This is a genomic window from Martelella sp. FOR1707 (genome assembly GCF_053484265.1).
Genome location: NZ_JBAKFP010000002.1, coordinates 61,634 through 78,388, shown reverse-complemented (window position 1 = coordinate 78,388; position 16,755 = coordinate 61,634). Strand labels below are relative to the sequence as shown.

Below are 16,755 nucleotides of genomic sequence, written 5' to 3'. Positions count from 1 at the left end.
GCATGCGCGCTTTCCCCTTTGCCCTCGACCGGAACACGGTCTTCCGCCCGATCGGGGAGGCCCGCCCATGAGAGCCTCCACGATTTCCTATTTCAAATGGGCATTCATCGTCACCATAGCCGGGCTCGCGGCAAGCACGCTTTACGGCTATTTCAGCTTCGGCATGAGCGGCGCGCTCGCCTTCCTGTTCATCACCGCCGTGCTGGCGGTACTGGAAATCTCGCTGTCCTTCGACAATGCCGTCGTCAACGCCAACAAGCTCAAGACCATGAGCCATGTCTGGCAGCGGCGCTTCCTCACCTGGGGCATCCTCATCGCCGTGTTCGGCATGCGGCTGGTGTTTCCACTCGTGATCGTGGTGCTTGCCGCCAAGATCGGGCCGCTTGCCGCCATTCATCTCGCCTTTGCCGAGCCGAAGGCCTATGCCGCGATCATGCATGATGCCCACCTGTCGATCGCGGCCTTCGGCGGCACCTTTCTGCTGATGGTCGGGCTGTCCTACTTCTTCGACCACGAAAAGGACGTGCACTGGTTCGCGCCGCTCGAAAAGCCGATGGCGAGGCTCGCCGCGGTCAAGGGCATCGAAACCGGGATTGCGCTGGTGCTGGTCCTCATCTTCTCCACGCTGGTGGAGGATGCACGGGCGCAGGAATTCTTCTACGCCGCGATCTATGGCCTTTTGACCTATCTCGCGATCGAGGTCTTCAGCGGCCTGATCGACGCGACCCAGACGCAGACCGCAAAGGCGGCGGCCCAGGGCGGCCTCGGCGCCTTCATCTATCTCGAAGTGCTCGATGCCAGCTTCTCCTTCGACGGCGTTATCGGCGCCTTCGCGCTGACCAAGAACCTGCTGGTGATCGCGATCGGGCTCGGCATCGGCGCGATGTATGTGCGCTCGCTCACCATCATGCTGGTCGACCGCCAGACGCTGTCGCATTTCCGCTTCCTGGAGCATGGCGCGTTCTACGCCATTCTGGTGCTGGCGGTGATCATGTATGCCCAGACGCTGCTGCACATTCCCGAGGCGATCACCGGGCTTGTGGGCGCGGGCCTGATCGCGCTTTCGCTGTGGTCATCGATCCGGTGGCGCAAGCTGCAGGAACTCGCCGAGACGCTTTGACGGCCGGACCGCCGGGCTATTCGGCGGCGGCCTTGTGGAAGATCGCGATCTGGTTGAGGAAGGCGCGCACCAGCGCAGGCTTGAGCGGCTTGTGCTGAACGGCGATGTCCTCTTCCTCGGCAAGATCGCGCACCTCCTGGGTGCGGTCGGCGGTGATCAGCAGCGCCGGGATATGGCGCTGGTAGTGCTCGCGCAGGATCGTCACTGCATCGACGCCGCTTGCGCCATTGTCGAGATGATAGTCGGCAATGATCACATCGGGAACGATATCGAGCGCGCGGGCTTCCCGCTGGCCTCTCGCCACATGAACGTCGGCGCCCCAGCCGCCGAGCAGCACCCGCATGCCCTCCAGGATCGCCTCCTCATTGTCGATGCACAGCACCTTGAGCCCGGCGATCGCGTGGCCGGGCAGCTTGCCGGCCGGTTTGGCCGCGGGCTGGCCGCTTTCGACGCCGGCCTCGGCCAGCGGAACTGAGAGGCGGAATACCGTCCCCTCGCCCGGCGCCGACGCCATCGTCACCGGATGTTCGAGCATGCGCGCTAGCCGGTCGACGATCGACAGGCCGAGCCCCAGCCCCTGCGCCGCCCGCGCGCCCTCGTCCAGCCGCGTGAATTCCTTGAACACGCTTTCGGCCTTTTCGGCGGGAATACCGATGCCGGTGTCATGCACCTCGATCACCGCATGATCGCCCCGGCGCCTGACGCCGACAAGAACCTTGCCGCTGATCGTGTACTTGATCGCGTTGGACACCAGGTTCTGCACCAGACGTCGGAGCGCCTGCGCATCGGAGCGCGCCTTCAGCGAGGACGGCACCACAACCAGTTCTAGCCCCTTCTCATCGGCAAGGGGCCTGAAATCGGTTTCGACCCGCTTCAGCGTATCGCCGAGATTGACGGTGGTAAAATGCGGCTTCATCGCGCCGGCATCGAGCCGCGAGATGTCCAGCACCGCGCCGAGGATGTCCTCGACCGATTGCAAGGCGGAATCAATCTTGTCGGAAAAGCCGCGCACCTCGCTTTCGGCCGGCAGCCGTTCGCCGAGCGCGGTGGCATAGAGGCGGGCGGCGTTGAGCGGCTGGAGAATGTCGTGGCCGGCGGCGGAGAAGAACCGGGTCTTGCCGATATTGGCCTCGTCGGCCGCCGCCCGCGCCAGCCGCAGCGCCTTGTTGACCTCGGTAAGCTCGGCGGTGCGGGCCGCAACGCGCTGCTCCAGCGTTTCGTTGGCCTGTTTGAGCGCCAGATCCGCCTCAACGCGGCGGGTGATGTCGGTGAACGTGACCACCATGCCGGCATCCGGCATGGCGCGCGACTGCACCTCGATGATCCGTTTGCCGCTTTCCAGCACCAGCGGAAAAGCGGTTTCGTGGGCGCGCAGCTTGCGCAAGGCCTCTTTCGCCTCGTCGCCGGTCAGATCGCCGCGCGAGGACAGTCGTCCGATGATGTTGATCAGCGGATAGCCGACCTGCCCCACTTCCTCAGGCAGGTCGAGAAGCGCGCGGAACCGCTTGTTCCAGACGGTGAGCCGGTTGGCGGCGTCGAAGACGGCGATCCCCTCATCCATCTGCGACAACGCGGTCTGCAGCAGGCCCTGATTATACTGCAGCGCCTCGCTCGCCTGATCGAGCAGGAAGGCGGCGTCACCCGAGGCGGCCTCCGCGCGCTGCAGCACCAGCGACAGCACCAGCCGCGCGGACGACGAGCCGATGGCGGTGCCCAGCAATTGCTCGGAGAAATGGATGAGCGCCATATCGGCCTGCTCGTCATCGGCCATCCTGCGCCCGGCATTGCGTTCGAACGTGGCAAAGGATCGCGCCGTTCTTTCCGCGCCTAGATAGCCCTTCAGCGTTTCACGCAGCACGCCGACGGAGACGCCGGTGCCAATGCCGCGCGCGGTCGACTGCCAGCGCGCCTGACGCTTGACGAAAATGCCGGACTGGATGCGCTCCAGCGGCCGCGCCGGGCGGCTGAGCGAGCCGATCACCAAACCCGCGATATTGACCAGCAGCGACAGGCAGGTGACGTTGAGCAGGATATCGGCATCCGGCCCGGTAAAGAGGTGGGTGCCGGGGATCAGGAAATTCATCACCATGCCGGCGACGGCGGATTGATCCGGCCCGCCGAGGCTCGGCACGAACAGCAGATAGACCCAGGTGACGAAGCCGAGCGACAGGCCAACGATCGCGCCGCGGGCATTGGCGTTGCGCCAGACCAGCCCGATGAACAGCGCTGGCGCCACCTGGGCGATCGCCGCGAATGCCAGAAGCCCGATCGAAAACAGGCCGCGATCACTGTCGATATGGCGATAATAGGCATAGCCAAGCAGCATGACGCCGAGGATCGAGGCGCGGCGGACATTGAGCAGCAGCGCGTAGAAATCATGCCGCCGGCCCTCGCCCGACATCATCCGACGTCTGAGGAAGATCGGGTTGACGATATCGTTCGACAGCATGATCGCCAGCGCCACGGAGGCAACGATGACCATGGCGGTGGCGGCCGAGAAGCCGCCCAGGAACGCGATCAGCGAGATCAGCCGCTGACCGGCGGCGATAGGCAGTTGCAGCACGTAGAGATCGGGGTCGGCGCCGGGGCCAAGCGTCATTGCCCCGCCGATCGCGACCGGCAACACCAGCAGGTTGATCGCAATCAGATAGAGCGGAAACAGGAAGCGGGCGAGGTTCAGCTCGCCTTCCGAGCGGTTTTCGACGACGGTCACATGAAACTGGCGCGGTAGAAGCAGGATGGCGCAGGCCGAAAGTCCGGTCAGCAAGATCCAGCGGCTGATCGGCGTCTCATAGCTGAGCGCGGCAGCCGTCACCGCGTTTTCGCGCGCCTGGGTCAGAAGATCGGCGGGTCCATCGAACAGCACGAACAGCGCGAACAGGCCCACCGAGGCGAAGGCCACCAGCTTGATCACGGATTCCATCGCGATCGCCAGGATCAACCCGTCCTGATGCTCCGTGGCATCGGTGTGGCGGGTGCCGAACACGATGGCGAAGCTTGCCAGCGCCAGCGTGACGGCGAGCGGCAGGCCGACGCCATAGGCAGCGCCCGCCGAGAGAAACCCGGTTTCGCCGCCGACCATGACCGAGACGGAATCCGAGACAGCCTTCAATTGCAGCGCGATATAGGGAATGGCGGCGGCAAGCGAAATGATCGCCACGAGGGCGGCGACGATCGGGTTCTTGCCGTAGCGGGCGGCCAGGAAATCGGCGACTGAGGTCAACTTCTCGGCCTTCGCCAGCGCCACGATCCGCCGCACCACCGGCATGCCAACGGTGAACACCAGAATGGGACCGATATAGATTCCGAGAAATTCCAGCCCGCGCGTTGACGCCAAACCGACGCCGCCGAAATAGGTCCAGGAGGTGCAGTAGACCGCGAGCGAGAGCGCATAGACCATATTGCGCCCGTCGCGCGGCCGCATCTGCCGCTTGGCCTGCCGATCGCCGAAACTGGCGACGGCAAACAGCAGCAGGATGTAAAGCAGCGCCGACAACAATATCAGCCAGCCGGGCAACATCCGCGCATTCTCCCGTTTCTCGATGCGGCACTCCCGGCCGCAGGCCCTCACGATATGCCAAGGCCCGAGATTTTCAAATGCGACTGTCGCAGCACACCCATCAAAAGAATCAATTGATCAAAGCGTAAAATTCATGGCATTTCCCACCTGCGCCATTTTAAGACTGGTGCGACAGGAGACCCCGCATGCGCCTTACCGAAAACCTCAGCCGCCGCGCCCACGAAGCCCCGGAAAGCGGCATCGTCGAGATCATCAATCATGCCCGCGGCCGCGACAACCTGCTGCCGCTGTGGGCCGGCGAAGGCGACCTGCCCACGCCCGCCTTCATCAGCGACGCCACTAAAACCGCGCTCGACAATGGCGAGACCTTCTACACCTATCAGCGCGGCATTCCCGAACTTCGAAGCGCAATCGCCGATTATTACGCCCGCCATTTCAAGGCCCGGCTCTCGCCGGAGCATATCTATGTCACCGGCTCGGGGATGCACGCGATCAAGCTGATGGTCGAGGCGCTAACGGATGTCGGCGACGAGGCGATCTATTTCACGCCGTGCTGGCCCAATATCGCGGCAGCACTCGGCGTTTCCGGCGCCCGCAAGGTCGGCGTGCCGCTGACCTTTGCCGATGGCCGGTGGTCGCTCGATATCGAAGAGGTGGAGCGAGCGATCACGCCGAAGACCACGATGATCTTCGTCAACACGCCCGCCAATCCCACCGGGTGGACGGCAAGCCTCGACGACCTCAAGGCGCTTCTCGACCTGTCGCGCCGCCACGGCATCTGGATCCTGGCCGACGAGATCTACGCGCTCTATCACTATGCCGGCGGCCGGGCTCCTTCCTTCCTCGACATCATCGAAGAGGGCGACCGGGTGGTGTTCGCCAATTCCTTCTCCAAGAACTGGTCGATGACCGGCTGGCGCGTCGGTTGGGTGGTGGCACCGCCCGAACTCGGCGATGCGATCGAGAACCTCGTGCAGTATACGACCTCGGGCGTCGCCCAGTTCATGCAGCGCGGCGCCGTTGCGGCGGTGAGCGAGGGGGATGATTTCGTCGCCGAGAACATCGCGCGGGCAACGGCCGGCCGCGACATCTTCTGCGACCGCCTGCTTGCGACCAATCGGGTCGAGACCCTGAAGCCCGCCGGCGCGATCTATGCCTATCTGAAGATCGACGGCATCACCGACAGCCGCAAGGCCGCGCTCGATATCGTCGACAAAACCGGCGTCGGCCTCGCCCCGGGCTCCGCCTTCGGCGACGCAAGCGACCCGTTCCTGCGCGCCTGCTTCCTGCGCAATGGCGGGCAGTTGGCCGAGGCAGCCGACCGGCTTGCGGATTATATCACGCGGCTTTGAGGGGGCTTTTGAAAGCGCATGCCATTTATTACGGGTCATGCTCGGGCTTGACCCGAGCATCCAGGCCGCACGGAGAACTTTGCCTGGACCCTCGGGTCAAGCCCGAGGGTGACGCCTGAGAGGGTGGAGGTGTCGGTAAGCCGCGTGCGAGATCCCTACCGAGCCTCATCGAACGCCCTCGCGATTTGAAACGCTGTACCACCCTCACTGCCCCTGTCGGGGCATCTCTCCCGCTAGCGGGAGAGAATATTGGGGGGCTATGCGGCGAGGTCCGAGGCTGTCGCTTTACACGCGAGAACGAAAAACAGGGGGACCTCCCCCTACAGTTTCACCCGCCCCTTCACCAGTTGATCCTCCCACGCCAGCGCGTGTTTCACGATCGTGTCGAGGTCGTCATATTGCGGTTCCCAGCCGAGGATTTCGCGCACGCGGGCTGAATCGGCGACCAGCGCCGGCGGGTCGCCGGGGCGGCGGTCGGACATGTCCACGCGGAAATCGACGCCGGAGACGCGCTTAATCGCGTCGACCACCTGCAACACCGAGAAGCCGTGGCCGTAGCCGCAATTGGCGACGAAGTTCTCGCCGCCGTTCAGCAGGTGCATCAGCGCCTTCACATGGGCGTCGATCAGGTCGGTGACGTGGATGTAATCACGCAGGCACGTGCCGTCCGGCGTTGGGTAATCCGTGCCGAACACCTCCATGCGGTTGCGCCGGCCGGTTGCCGCCTGGGCGGCGATCTCGATCAGATGGGTGGCGTGTTCGCGGGTCTCCCCGGTGCGGCCCTCAGGATCGGCGCCGGCGACGTTGAAATAGCGCAGTGCCGCATATTTGAGGCCGTAGGCGGCGGCGCTATCGCGCAGCATCACCTCGGTCATCAGCTTCGACCAGCCATAGGGCGAGACCGGCTGCAGGTTCTGCTCCTCGTCCAGCAGGTCCGCGCCTGGCTCGCCGTAGACGGCGGCGGTGGAGGAGAACAGGAAGGCCTCGACCTTGGCGGCGACCGCCGTTTCGATCAGAGCACGGGATTTGACGGTATTGTTTTCGTAATAGGTCAGCGGGTCGGCGACCGAATCTGACACCACGATCGAGCCGGCGAAATGAGCGATCGCGTTGATGCCCTCATCGGCGATCAGCTTGCTTACAAGTTTCCGGTCGGCGATATCGCCCTTGACGAGCTTCGCCGCCTCCGGCACCAGTTCGCCGTGGCCGGTGGACAAATCGTCCAGCACCACCACCTTCTCGCCGCGATCGACCAGCGCATAGGCCATGTGGGATCCGACATAACCGGCGCCGCCGGTAACGAGAATGGTCATTTTTGTTCTCCCTTGCCCGCCGACGCTCCGGCAGTTTGCTTCATGGCACGGCTCAGCCGGCGAGATAGTGGATATCGGACAGGCCGCGCAAGCGGTCGGCCGCCTGTTCCGGGGTCAGGTCGCGCTGCGGCGTGCCCAACAGCTCAAACCCGACCATGAACTTCTTCACCGTCGCCGAACGCAACAGCGGCGGATAGAAATGGGCGTGCATCACCCATTCGTCATGGGCCTCACCATCGGTCGGTCGCTGGTGAAAGCCCATAGAATAGGGAAACGAGGTGGCAAACAGATTGTCGTAGCGGATCGTGACCTTGGACAGCGCCTCGGCAAGCTGCACCCGCTCGTCCGCCTCCATCTCCTCCATCGAGCGGATATGGCGCTTCGGCAGCACCATGGTCTCGAACGGCCAGACCGCCCAATAGGGCACCAGCACGACGAAGCCGTCATTTTCGAAAAGGATACGCTCGCCGAGCGCCAGTTCCTGCGCGAGATAGGCCATCAGCAGCGGCGTGCCGTGCTGATCGTAATAGGCGCGCTGGGTTTCGGTCTCTTTCTCGGCGGCATTCGGCAGATTGCGGCTTGCCCAAATCTGGCCGTGCGGGTGGGGGTTGGAACAGCCCATCATCGCGCCCCGGTTCTCGAAGATCTGAACGTGACCGATATCCGGCCGCGCGCCGAGCTCGACATACTGCTCGACCCAGGCATCGACGACCCGTGCGATATCATCAACGGCCATGCGGGCAAGCGTCAGGTCGTGGCGGGGCGAAAAGCAGATCACCCGGCAGATGCCGCTCTCGCCCTCCGCCATCAGTAACCCGTCGCGAAAGCTCTCGTCCGGCGCATCTTCGGTCAGCGCGGCGAAATCGTTGTCGAACACGAAGGTGTGCTTGTAGTCGGGGTTTTTCGCGCCGTTGACGCGGGTATTGCCGGCGCAGAGATAGCAGTCCGGATCATGCGCCGGCATATCCGGCACCTCCGCGTCCTCCACCTGCCCCTGCCAGGGACGTTTGGACCGATGCGGCGATACCAGCACCCACTCGCCGGCAAGCGGATTGTAGCGACGATGCGGATGATCGGTGAATGTGCTCATGTCTACGCTCAATCCGTAAGGGGCCCGACGCCATTTTTCGGCGCACAGGCAAAGATTTCCGATTTGTGCCCGGTGGCATTCTCATAGGCGGCGCGGACATTGGCGATGAAGCTTTCCACCGCGCCGCTTTCCACCAGCGCCACCACCGAGCCGCCGAAGCCGCCGCCGGTCATGCGCGCGCCATAGACGCCCTTCTGCGCCTGGGCGATATCGACGAGGCTATCGACCTCCGCGCAGGAGATTTCGTAATCGTCGCGCATCGAAACATGCGAGGCGTTCATCAGCCGTCCGAAGGTGTCGAGATCGGCATTCTGCAAGGCATCGGCCGCCTGCAGAACGCGTTCGTTCTCGGTGACGATATGGCGGCAGCGGCGATAGGTGAGGTCCGGCAGGAAATCGCGGTTCTCCTCGAGATCCTCGAAACTGACGTCCCTCAGCGCCCGGATTTCGCCGAGCGCCGGACGGAGCAGCCTTACCCCCTCCTCGCAGGACTGGCGGCGCTTGTTGTACTCGCCGTCGGCCAGCGCGTGGTGAACCATGGAATTGGCGACCACGATCCGCGCCCTCGGATCGATCGGAACGGGCCGGCTCGCAAGCGAGCGGCAATCGATCATCAGCGCGTGATCGACCACGCCATTGCAGGAGATGAACTGATCCATGATGCCGCAGCGCATGCCGACGAACTCGTTTTCCGCCTTCTGGCAAATCTTCGCAAGCTCGACGGTGTCGACCTCGCGACCAGAAAGCGAAAGCAGGGCATAGCCCACCACCACTTCGAGCGCCGCTGAGGACGAGAGCCCCGCGCCGACCGGCACCGAGGAGGAAACCACGATATCGGCGCCCGGGAGCCTCACCCCCGCCGCTTCCAGCATGACCGCGACGCCAAAGGCATAATCCGTCCAGTCGCCGCGCGGTTCGGGTTTCGCGCCGTCGAGTTCGATTTCGGCGGTCTTGCCATTGTTGAGGGAATGAATGCGGATCACCCGGTCGGGCCGGGCAGCCGCCGCGGCCTGCGCCTCGTATTCAAGCGCCGCCGGCATCACGAAGCCGTCATTGTAATCGGTATGCTCGCCGATCAGATTGACTCGCCCCGGCGCGCGAAAGAACTGCGGCTCGCCATCAAAATATTCAAGAAACCGCGCGCGCAGCAAGTCAACCGCAGGCATTCCAAATCCTCCCAATTCATGCCGCGTGCATTTGGGGTAGAAAACCCGGCCGCGTCAAGATGCGGTGCGTTCGCGGAGATCAGAGCCGTTTGCGGCGATGTGCAGGCAACTTCCCGGTGGTTGCATTCTGGCGGCCGGGACGCTTTGCACGACCGAGTGGATCAGTCTGCTCACAAACGTCTCCCACATTTAGAGTCATCCTCGGGCTCGACCCGAGGATCCAGAACGCCTGGCAAGGAGACGCTGTAAATATTCCGCCTGGATGCTCGGATCAAGTCCGAGCATGCCCCAAGAACGAGGTGCGGATGGCACATGATGGTCAATGCTTGGTGCTTTGTCAGCAGTCTGGTGAAAGAATCTTTTTGCGAATGATTTGCAATAGCGTTTGACACGTAAATCCAACATTGCCATATTAGTTGCAAATAATTCTTAACTGCATTCAAGGGATCGATAGATGCGCTTTGCCAGCACGGTCGCCATGGTGACGATCGCCATGATCGGAACCTCCGCGCTTGCCGCCGACAAGCCGAAAGTGGTTACCACCTTCACCGTGATCGCCGACATGGCGGAGAATGTCGCGGGCGAGCATGCCGAGGTGGTTTCGATCACCAAACCGGGCGCGGAAATCCACGGCTATGCCCCGACGCCGCGCGACATATTGAATGCCCGCGATGGCGACATCATTCTTTCTAACGGGCTCAATCTCGAGCGCTGGTTCGAGAAGTTCCTGCAGAATCTGGGCGATGTGCCGAATGTCGTTGTCTCCGAAGGCATCGATCCCATCGATATTGCCGGCGGCGAATATGACGGCAAGCCCAACCCCCATGCCTGGATGTCGCCCGACAGCGCCGAAATCTATGTCATGAATATCCGCGACGCACTGATCGGGATCGACCCCGACAATGCCGAGGCCTATACGGAAAATGCCCAGGCCTATGCCGATGAAATCGCTGCCCGGCTTCAGCCGATGCGCGCCATGCTTGCCGATGTGCCGGAGGAAAAGCGCTGGCTGGTGACGAGCGAGGGCGCATTTTCCTATCTTGCCCGCGACCTTGACCTGAAGGAACTCTATCTCTGGCCGGTCAACGCCGACCAGCAGGGCACGCCCCAGCAGATCCGCGAAGTAATCGACACCATGCGGGCGAACGATATCGGCGTGATCTTTTCCGAAAGCACGGTCTCCGACAAACCCGCCCGCCAGATCGCCCGCGAAACCGGGGCGGATTATGGCGGCGTGCTCTATGTCGACAGTCTGAGCGAGCCGGACGGGCCGGTGCCCACCTATCTCGACCTGTTGTCGGTCACTACCGAAACCGTGGCGAAAGGCCTCAGCGAATGACAAAAGCAGAGCCCGGCCTTGCGGTTCGCGAAGCGACCGTGACCTATCGCAACGGCCACACCGCGCTCGCCAATGCCAGTTTCGAAATCCCGCGCGGCACGATCACGGCGCTGGTCGGCGTCAACGGCGCGGGAAAATCAACGCTGTTCAAGGCGATCATGGGTTTCGTACCGCTGGCGCGCGGCACAGTCGAAATCCTCGGCCAGCCGGCGCGCGCGGCGCTGAAACAGAACCTCGTCGCCTATGTTCCGCAATCCGAGGAGGTCGACTGGAACTTTCCGGTGCTGGTCGAGGATGTGGTGATGATGGGGCGCTACGGCCATATGGGCTTTCTGCGCCACCCTTCGCGCACCGACCATGAGATGGTCGCCGCCGCGCTCGAGCGGGTCAACATGACGGCGTTTTCCAAACGCCAGATCGGCGAGCTTTCGGGCGGCCAGCGCAAGCGCGTGTTTCTGGCCCGCGCGCTGGCGCAGGAAGGCCAGGTGATCCTGCTCGATGAGCCCTTCACCGGCGTCGACGTGAAGACCGAGGAGCAGATCATCAAGCTTCTCGGCGAATTGCGCGACGAGGGGCGGATCATGCTGGTCTCGACCCATAATCTCGGCTCGGTGCCCGAATTCTGCGACCGGGCGGTGTTCGTCAAGGGCACGGTGCTGGCCTATGGCCCGACCGAAACCACCTTCACCCAGGCCAATCTGGAACAGGCCTTTGGCGGCGTGCTGCGGCATTTCGTGCTGGAGGGCGCTGCCCTTCACGACGACGAGGACACCCGACGGATAAAGGTGATCACCGATGACGAGCGACCGTTCGTGATCTATGGCGAGCGCGGCACCGATACCGCCGTTGCGACAAGCCGGCGGAAAGACGGCGATGCTTGACCGTTTGCTGGAACCGCTCACCTATGGCTATATGCTGAACGCGATCTGGGTCAGTGCGCTGGTGGGCTGCGTTTGCGGCTTTCTCTCCGCCTATCTGATGCTGAAGGGCTGGTCGCTGATCGGCGACGCGCTGTCCCACTCGATCGTGCCCGGCGTCGCCGGCGCCTATATGCTCGGCCTGCCGTTCTCGCTTGGGGCCTTTGCGGCCGGTGGCCTTGCGGCGGGCGCGATGCTGTTCTTCAACAACAAGACCAGGCTGAAGGAAGACGCGATCATCGGCCTGATCTTCACCGGCTTTTTCGGTCTCGGCCTGTTCATGGTGTCGATCTCGCCGGTTCCGATCGACATCCAGACCATCATCATGGGCAATGTGCTGGCGATCACGCGTTCCGACACGATCCAGCTTGCAATCATCGGCGGCGTGACGCTGGCCCTGCTGGCGGTAAAGTGGAAGGACCTGATGGTGGTATTCTTCGACGAGAACCACGCCCGTTCGATCGGCATCAACCCCGACGCCATGAAGCTGCTGTTCTTCACGCTGCTCGCCGCCTCCACCGTGGCAGCGCTGCAGACGGTCGGCGCGTTTCTGGTAATCGCGCTTGTCGTCACCCCCGGCGCGACCGCCTATCTTCTGACCGACCGCTTCCCGCGCCTCATCGCGCTGGCCGCCCTGATCGGAGCGGTGACCTCCGCGCTCGGAGCCTATGTCTCCTATTTCCTCGACGGCGCGACCGGCGGCGTGATCATCGTGATGCAGACGGCGCTGTTCCTGATCGCTTTCGCCTTTGCGCCCAAGCACGGGCTGCTTGCCGCGAAGCGGCGCGCGCGGCTTGCGCTGAAGGAGGCCAAGCCATGAGCGATTTCTGGATGATGGCCACCTTTCCCTTCCAGCTCGATTTCATGCTCAAGGCGTTCGCGATCACGCTCATGGTCGCCGCGCCGATGGCGCTCTTATCCTGCCTTCTGGTGCTCAAGGGCTGGTCGCTGATGGGCGATGCGGTTTCCCATGCGGTGCTGCCGGGCGTGGTGCTTGCCTATATGATCGGCCTGCCGCTCGGCCTCGGCGCCTTCGTCGCCGGCATGGTCTGCGCGCTCTCGACCGGGTTTCTTGCCGAAAACAGCCGGGTGAAGGAGGACACCGTTCTCGGCATCGTTTTCTCAGGCATGTTCGGGCTGGGTCTGGTGCTTTACGTGAAGGTCCACTCCGCCGTGCATCTCGACCACATCCTGTTCGGCGACATGCTCGGCATCACCATGCGCGACCTTATCGAGGCCGGGCTGATCGCGCTGGCCGCCACCGCCTTTCTGGTGCTGAAGCGCAAGGATCTGCTGGTCCATGCCTTTGACGAACAGCATGCCCGCGCCATCGGCCTGCCGACGAAGCTCCTGCATTACGGTCTGCTGATCGTGCTGTCGCTGACGGTGGTTGCAGCGTTGAAGGCTGTCGGCATCATCCTGTCGGTCGCGCTGCTGGTCGCGCCGGGGGCGATCGCGTTTTTGTGGACGCGGCGGTTTTCCGCGATGCTGCTGGTGGCGCTCGCCGTGGCGCTCGGCTCGACGCTCACCGGCATCTATGCCAGCTTTTACATCGACAGCGCCCCGGCCCCGACAATCGTGCTGGTGATGACGCTCGCCTTCATCGCGAGTTTTCTGCGGACCATGCTGGTCGCCGGACGCCGCGCGCGTCAGGCGGTCTCCACATCCCAGTAAAGCGGGAATTTCGGATCGAAGACGGTGACCGGGCCAGCCCCGGTCTCCCGCTTTTCCGGATATTGCACCGGCTCGTCGCGCTTGACCAGCGTGATCGTCTCTTCGTTCGGCTTCAGCCCGTACCAGGCCGGACCGTTGAGCGAGGCGAAGGCCTCGAGCTTGTCGAGCGCGTCCTCGTTTTCGAAAACATGGGCAAGGCAGCTCATCGTGTTGGGCGCGGTGTAGATGCCGGCGCAGCCGCAGCCGCATTCCTTGGCGGGATCGACATGGGGCGCGGAATCCGTGCCGAGGAAAAAACGCTTGTCGCCCGAGGTCGCGGCCGCCACCAGCGCCTTGCGGTGTTCCTCGCGCTTGGCGACTGGCAGGCAGTAATAGTGCGGGCGGATGCCGCCGACGAGGATATCGTTGCGGTTGATGATCAGGTGATGGGTGGTCAGCGAGCCGGCAAGGTTCTTGCGCGCGTCCCTGATGTAATCGATGCCATCCCTGGTCGTGACGTGCTCCATGGTGATCTTCAGCTCCGGCAGCCGCCACCTGATCTTGTCCAGCACGGTTTCGATGAACACCGCCTCGCGGTCGAAAATGTCGACATCCTTGTCGGTGACCTCGCCATGGACGCAGAGATTGAGGCCGATCTCGGCCATCTTTTCCAGCACCGGCATGGCATTGTCGATATTGCGCACGCCGCTGGCGGAATTGGTGGTGGCACCGGCGGGATAGAGCTTGACCGCCTTGATCAGGCCCTCGCTGAAGGCGGATGCAACATCGGCGGGCTCGGTGGTCTCGGTCAGGTAGAGCGTCATCAGCGGCGTGAAGCGCGCGCCGGCCGGAAGGGCCGCGACGATGCGGTCGCGATAGGCCGCGGCATCAACGGCAGTTACCACCGGCGGCACCAGATTGGGCATGATGATCGCGCGGCCGAAATGGCGCGCGGTATCGCCGATCACGCCCTCCATCATCGCGCCATCGCGCAAATGCAGGTGCCAGTCATCGGGGCGGCGGATCGTCAGGCTGTTCATCGCATATCTCCAGGGCGCTCTCGTTGAGGGCATAATGCCTCCGCGCAAAAATTGGAAGCCTCGGCCGACCACCAGCCCTTGCCGCGAAATTCTGACGGTTTGAAGGAAAGGCGTTGTCTCACCGCGCGGCGGGATTTAAACATGTCGCATCAACCGACCCGGGAGATACCCATATGACAGCACCGCGCATCGACATCAATTGCGACATGGGCGAGAGCTTCGGCGCATGGGACAAGGGTGACGATGCCGAGATGCTGAAGATCGTCTCCTCGGCCAATGTCGCCTGCGGCTTCCATGCCGGCGATCCCGATACGATGGCGAAAACCTTCGTGCTGGCGCGCGACCGCAATGTCGCCGTCGGCGCCCATCCGGGCTTTCCCGATCTCATGGGCTTCGGGCGCAGGCGCATCCCCTATTCCGCGACCGAGATCGAGCGGCTGGTCGCCTATCAGATCGGCGCGGCGCAGGCGATGGCGCAATATGTCGGCCACCCCATCACCCATGTGAAGCCCCATGGCGCGCTTGGAAATCTCGCGCAGGAAAACAAGGAGGTCGCCCGGGCGATCTGCAATGCCATCAAGGCGGTCGACCCCGCCCTGATCTGCCTCACGATCGCCCACGGCGAGCAGCAGCGCGCGGCCACGGAAATGGGATTGACGGTGGTGTCGGAAGTTTTCGCCGACCGCGCTTACGGTGACGATGGCCTGCTGGTCTCGCGCGGCCTGCAGGGCGCGGTGGTCCACGACCCGGAAGAGGCCGCGCGCCGCGTCGGCGAAATGGTGCGCGAAGGCGCGATCATCACCCTTTCCGGCAAACGAATCCCCACAGCCATCGATTCGATCTGCGTCCATGGCGATACGCCCGGAGCCATTCCGATAGCGGCTGCCGTGCGCGCGGGCCTGGAAAAACAGGGCTACGCCATCACCAATTTCATCCACTGATTGCCGCGCATATATCCTGCAGCGCGAAAACCGTTTCCGATTTTCGCGCTAATGCGCTAGGCACGAACCGGCCCTTCCGCTTGCCAAAGGCGGGGCATGACAAGGCCGGAGACGCCCGATGACCGACAGCAATGCCTTCCGCAACATCAATATCCTGACAATGGGACAGGCCATCGGCGGCGCCGCGCCGCCGATCGTGATTTCGCTTGGCGGGATTGTCGGCACGGCGCTGGCGCCGGACCCGGCCTTCGCGACCTTTCCGGTCAGCCTCTACAATGTGGGGGTCGCCGTCGGCACGCTGCCGGCGGCATGGATCATGCGCCGCTTCGGCCGGCGCGAGGGCTATATTTTCGGCGCGATGATCGGCATCCTGGGCGGGCTTCTGGCCGCAACGGCAATCACCGCCGGCCTGTTTCTGCTGTTTTGCCTCGCGATCATGACCGTCGGGCTTTACGGCTCCTATATCCAGAGCTTCCGTTTCGCCGCCGCCGACACCGCCGATGGCGACATGAAGGCGAAGGCGATTTCGCGGGTCATGATCGGCGGGCTCGCCGCCGCGATCATCGGCCCGCAGGTGGCGATCTGGACGGTCGATGCCGTGCCCGGCCACCCCTATGTCGCAAGCTTCATCGGGCTGTCCGCGCTGGCGTTGATCACGCTGCTGCTGGTCTCGCGGCTGAATATTCCGCGCCCCGTTGCCGTCACGATCTCCGGCGGACGGCCGCTTTCCGAGATCGCCCGCTCGCCCCGTTTCATCATGGCGGCCGCCACCGGCGTCGTTTCATACGCGCTAATGGCCTTCATCATGACGGCGACGCCGCTCGCCATGGTCGCCTGCGGCCATTCCGTCGGCCAGGCGACGCTCGGCATTCAGTGGCATGTGCTGGCGATGTTCGGTCCGAGCTTCGTCACCGGCCGGCTGATCGCCCGCTTCGGCAAGGAAACGATCGCCGCGACCGGTCTGGCGCTGATTGCCGCCTGCTCGGCGATCGCGCTTTCCGGCCTCGGGCTGACGCATTTCTGGCTGGCGCTGATCCTGCTCGGCGTCGGCTGGAATTTCGGCTTTATTGGCGCCACCGCGATGATCACCGACTGCCACACCCCGGAGGAGCGCGGCAAGGTGCAGGGCCTCAACGATTTCCTCGTCTTCGGCTCCACCGCCACCGCCTCCTTCCTCGCCGGCGCGCTGGTGCATATCGACAATGGCTGGAGCATGATGAACTGGCTGGTGTTCCCGGCCGTGGGACTGGTTCTGGTGCCGCTGATGTTCAGCCGCCGGCTTTTTGCGCGGGCGGGCTGATAAC

13 protein-coding genes are annotated in these 16,755 nt (G+C 63.6%); 8 read left to right on the top strand and 5 right to left on the bottom strand.

Features of this window, described 5'->3' with window-relative positions; all coding sequences use genetic code 11:
• The first annotated feature begins 67 nt into the window (after positions 1–67).
• The gene (locus V6765_RS04250; RefSeq protein ID WP_448426752.1) at positions 68–1,120 is read left to right on the top strand and encodes a DUF475 domain-containing protein; all 1,053 of its coding nucleotides are present in this window, start codon (positions 68–70) and stop codon (positions 1,118–1,120) included.
• Positions 1,121–1,136: 16 nt separating this feature from the next.
• Here V6765_RS04250 and V6765_RS04245 read toward each other — a convergent pair whose 3' ends face one another.
• Positions 1,137–4,640: a PAS-domain containing protein gene (locus tag V6765_RS04245; protein WP_448426750.1), complete on the bottom strand. Its 3,504-nt coding sequence runs from the start codon at positions 4,638–4,640 to the stop codon at positions 1,137–1,139.
• 185 nt (positions 4,641–4,825) lie between these two features.
• On the opposite strand from V6765_RS04245, the gene V6765_RS04240 reads away from it, so the two are divergent.
• Positions 4,826–5,992 (top strand): pyridoxal phosphate-dependent aminotransferase, encoded by a 1,167-nt coding sequence (locus V6765_RS04240; RefSeq protein ID WP_448426748.1) that lies wholly within the window; start codon positions 4,826–4,828, stop codon positions 5,990–5,992.
• Between the two features lie 320 nt (positions 5,993–6,312).
• On the opposite strand, the gene galE is transcribed toward V6765_RS04240, so the two are convergent.
• From galE to V6765_RS04225, 3 genes are read right to left on the bottom strand one after another with little or no spacing between them, the layout of a single operon-like run.
• Entirely contained in the window at positions 6,313–7,305 is a 993-nt protein-coding gene (gene galE / locus V6765_RS04235; RefSeq protein ID WP_448426747.1) for a UDP-glucose 4-epimerase GalE, read from the bottom strand.
• Positions 7,306–7,357: 52 nt separating this feature from the next.
• The gene (locus tag V6765_RS04230) at positions 7,358–8,395 is read right to left on the bottom strand and encodes a UDP-glucose--hexose-1-phosphate uridylyltransferase (protein ID WP_448426746.1); all 1,038 of its coding nucleotides are present in this window, start codon (positions 8,393–8,395) and stop codon (positions 7,358–7,360) included.
• Positions 8,396–8,403: 8 nt separating this feature from the next.
• Positions 8,404–9,561 carry a galactokinase gene (locus V6765_RS04225; protein ID WP_448426744.1) on the bottom strand — a complete coding sequence of 386 codons (1,158 nt, stop codon included), beginning with the start codon at positions 9,559–9,561 and terminating at the stop codon, positions 8,404–8,406.
• Positions 9,562–10,015: 454 nt separating this feature from the next.
• On the opposite strand from V6765_RS04225, the gene V6765_RS04220 reads away from it, so the two are divergent.
• From V6765_RS04220 to V6765_RS04205, 4 genes are read left to right on the top strand one after another with little or no spacing between them, the layout of a single operon-like run.
• Positions 10,016–10,900, top strand: a complete 885-nt coding sequence (locus V6765_RS04220) for a metal ABC transporter substrate-binding protein (protein WP_448426743.1) — start codon at positions 10,016–10,018, stop codon at positions 10,898–10,900.
• Positions 10,897–11,781 (top strand): manganese/iron ABC transporter ATP-binding protein, encoded by an 885-nt coding sequence (locus V6765_RS04215; RefSeq protein ID WP_448426742.1) that lies wholly within the window; start codon positions 10,897–10,899, stop codon positions 11,779–11,781. Before V6765_RS04220 ends, V6765_RS04215 begins: the two co-directional genes overlap by 4 nt.
• Complete coding sequence (locus tag V6765_RS04210; protein WP_448426741.1) at positions 11,774–12,637, top strand: metal ABC transporter permease; 864 nt, start codon at positions 11,774–11,776, stop codon at positions 12,635–12,637. Before V6765_RS04215 ends, V6765_RS04210 begins: the two co-directional genes overlap by 8 nt.
• Positions 12,634–13,491 carry a metal ABC transporter permease gene (locus V6765_RS04205; RefSeq protein ID WP_448426740.1) on the top strand — a complete coding sequence of 286 codons (858 nt, stop codon included), beginning with the start codon at positions 12,634–12,636 and terminating at the stop codon, positions 13,489–13,491. Before V6765_RS04210 ends, V6765_RS04205 begins: the two co-directional genes overlap by 4 nt.
• Here the strand turns inward: V6765_RS04205 and pyrC are convergent.
• Positions 13,467–14,510: a dihydroorotase gene (pyrC, locus tag V6765_RS04200; protein ID WP_448426738.1), complete on the bottom strand. Its 1,044-nt coding sequence runs from the start codon at positions 14,508–14,510 to the stop codon at positions 13,467–13,469. The two genes, V6765_RS04205 and pyrC, sit on opposite strands and share 25 nt — an antisense overlap.
• A 173-nt stretch (positions 14,511–14,683) precedes the next feature.
• On the opposite strand from pyrC, the gene V6765_RS04195 reads away from it, so the two are divergent.
• Both V6765_RS04195 and V6765_RS04190 read left to right on the top strand, forming a co-directional pair.
• Entirely contained in the window at positions 14,684–15,451 is a 768-nt protein-coding gene (locus V6765_RS04195) for a LamB/YcsF family protein (RefSeq protein ID WP_448426737.1), read from the top strand.
• A gap of 118 nt (positions 15,452–15,569) precedes the next feature.
• On the top strand, positions 15,570–16,751 hold the full coding sequence (locus tag V6765_RS04190; RefSeq protein ID WP_448426735.1) for an MFS transporter: 1,182 nt from the start codon (positions 15,570–15,572) through the stop codon (positions 16,749–16,751).
• Positions 16,752–16,755: the final 4 nt, after the last annotated feature.

Excerpts from the sequence above, each read along its gene's own strand:
- V6765_RS04250 (WP_448426752.1), top strand. The coding sequence starts at position 68 with ATGAGAGCCTCCACGATTTCCTATTTCAAATGGGCATTCATCGTCACC.
- V6765_RS04245 (WP_448426750.1), bottom strand. The coding sequence starts at position 4,640 with ATGTTGCCCGGCTGGCTGATATTGTTGTCGGCGCTGCTTTACATCCTG.
- V6765_RS04240 (WP_448426748.1), top strand. The coding sequence starts at position 4,826 with ATGCGCCTTACCGAAAACCTCAGCCGCCGCGCCCACGAAGCCCCGGAA.
- galE (WP_448426747.1), bottom strand. The coding sequence starts at position 7,305 with ATGACCATTCTCGTTACCGGCGGCGCCGGTTATGTCGGATCCCACATG.
- V6765_RS04230 (WP_448426746.1), bottom strand. The coding sequence starts at position 8,395 with ATGAGCACATTCACCGATCATCCGCATCGTCGCTACAATCCGCTTGCC.
- V6765_RS04225 (WP_448426744.1), bottom strand. The coding sequence starts at position 9,561 with ATGCCTGCGGTTGACTTGCTGCGCGCGCGGTTTCTTGAATATTTTGAT.
- V6765_RS04220 (WP_448426743.1), top strand. The coding sequence starts at position 10,016 with ATGCGCTTTGCCAGCACGGTCGCCATGGTGACGATCGCCATGATCGGA.
- V6765_RS04215 (WP_448426742.1), top strand. The coding sequence starts at position 10,897 with ATGACAAAAGCAGAGCCCGGCCTTGCGGTTCGCGAAGCGACCGTGACC.
- V6765_RS04210 (WP_448426741.1), top strand. The coding sequence starts at position 11,774 with ATGCTTGACCGTTTGCTGGAACCGCTCACCTATGGCTATATGCTGAAC.
- V6765_RS04205 (WP_448426740.1), top strand. The coding sequence starts at position 12,634 with ATGAGCGATTTCTGGATGATGGCCACCTTTCCCTTCCAGCTCGATTTC.
- pyrC (WP_448426738.1), bottom strand. The coding sequence starts at position 14,510 with ATGAACAGCCTGACGATCCGCCGCCCCGATGACTGGCACCTGCATTTG.
- V6765_RS04195 (WP_448426737.1), top strand. The coding sequence starts at position 14,684 with ATGACAGCACCGCGCATCGACATCAATTGCGACATGGGCGAGAGCTTC.
- V6765_RS04190 (WP_448426735.1), top strand. The coding sequence starts at position 15,570 with ATGACCGACAGCAATGCCTTCCGCAACATCAATATCCTGACAATGGGA.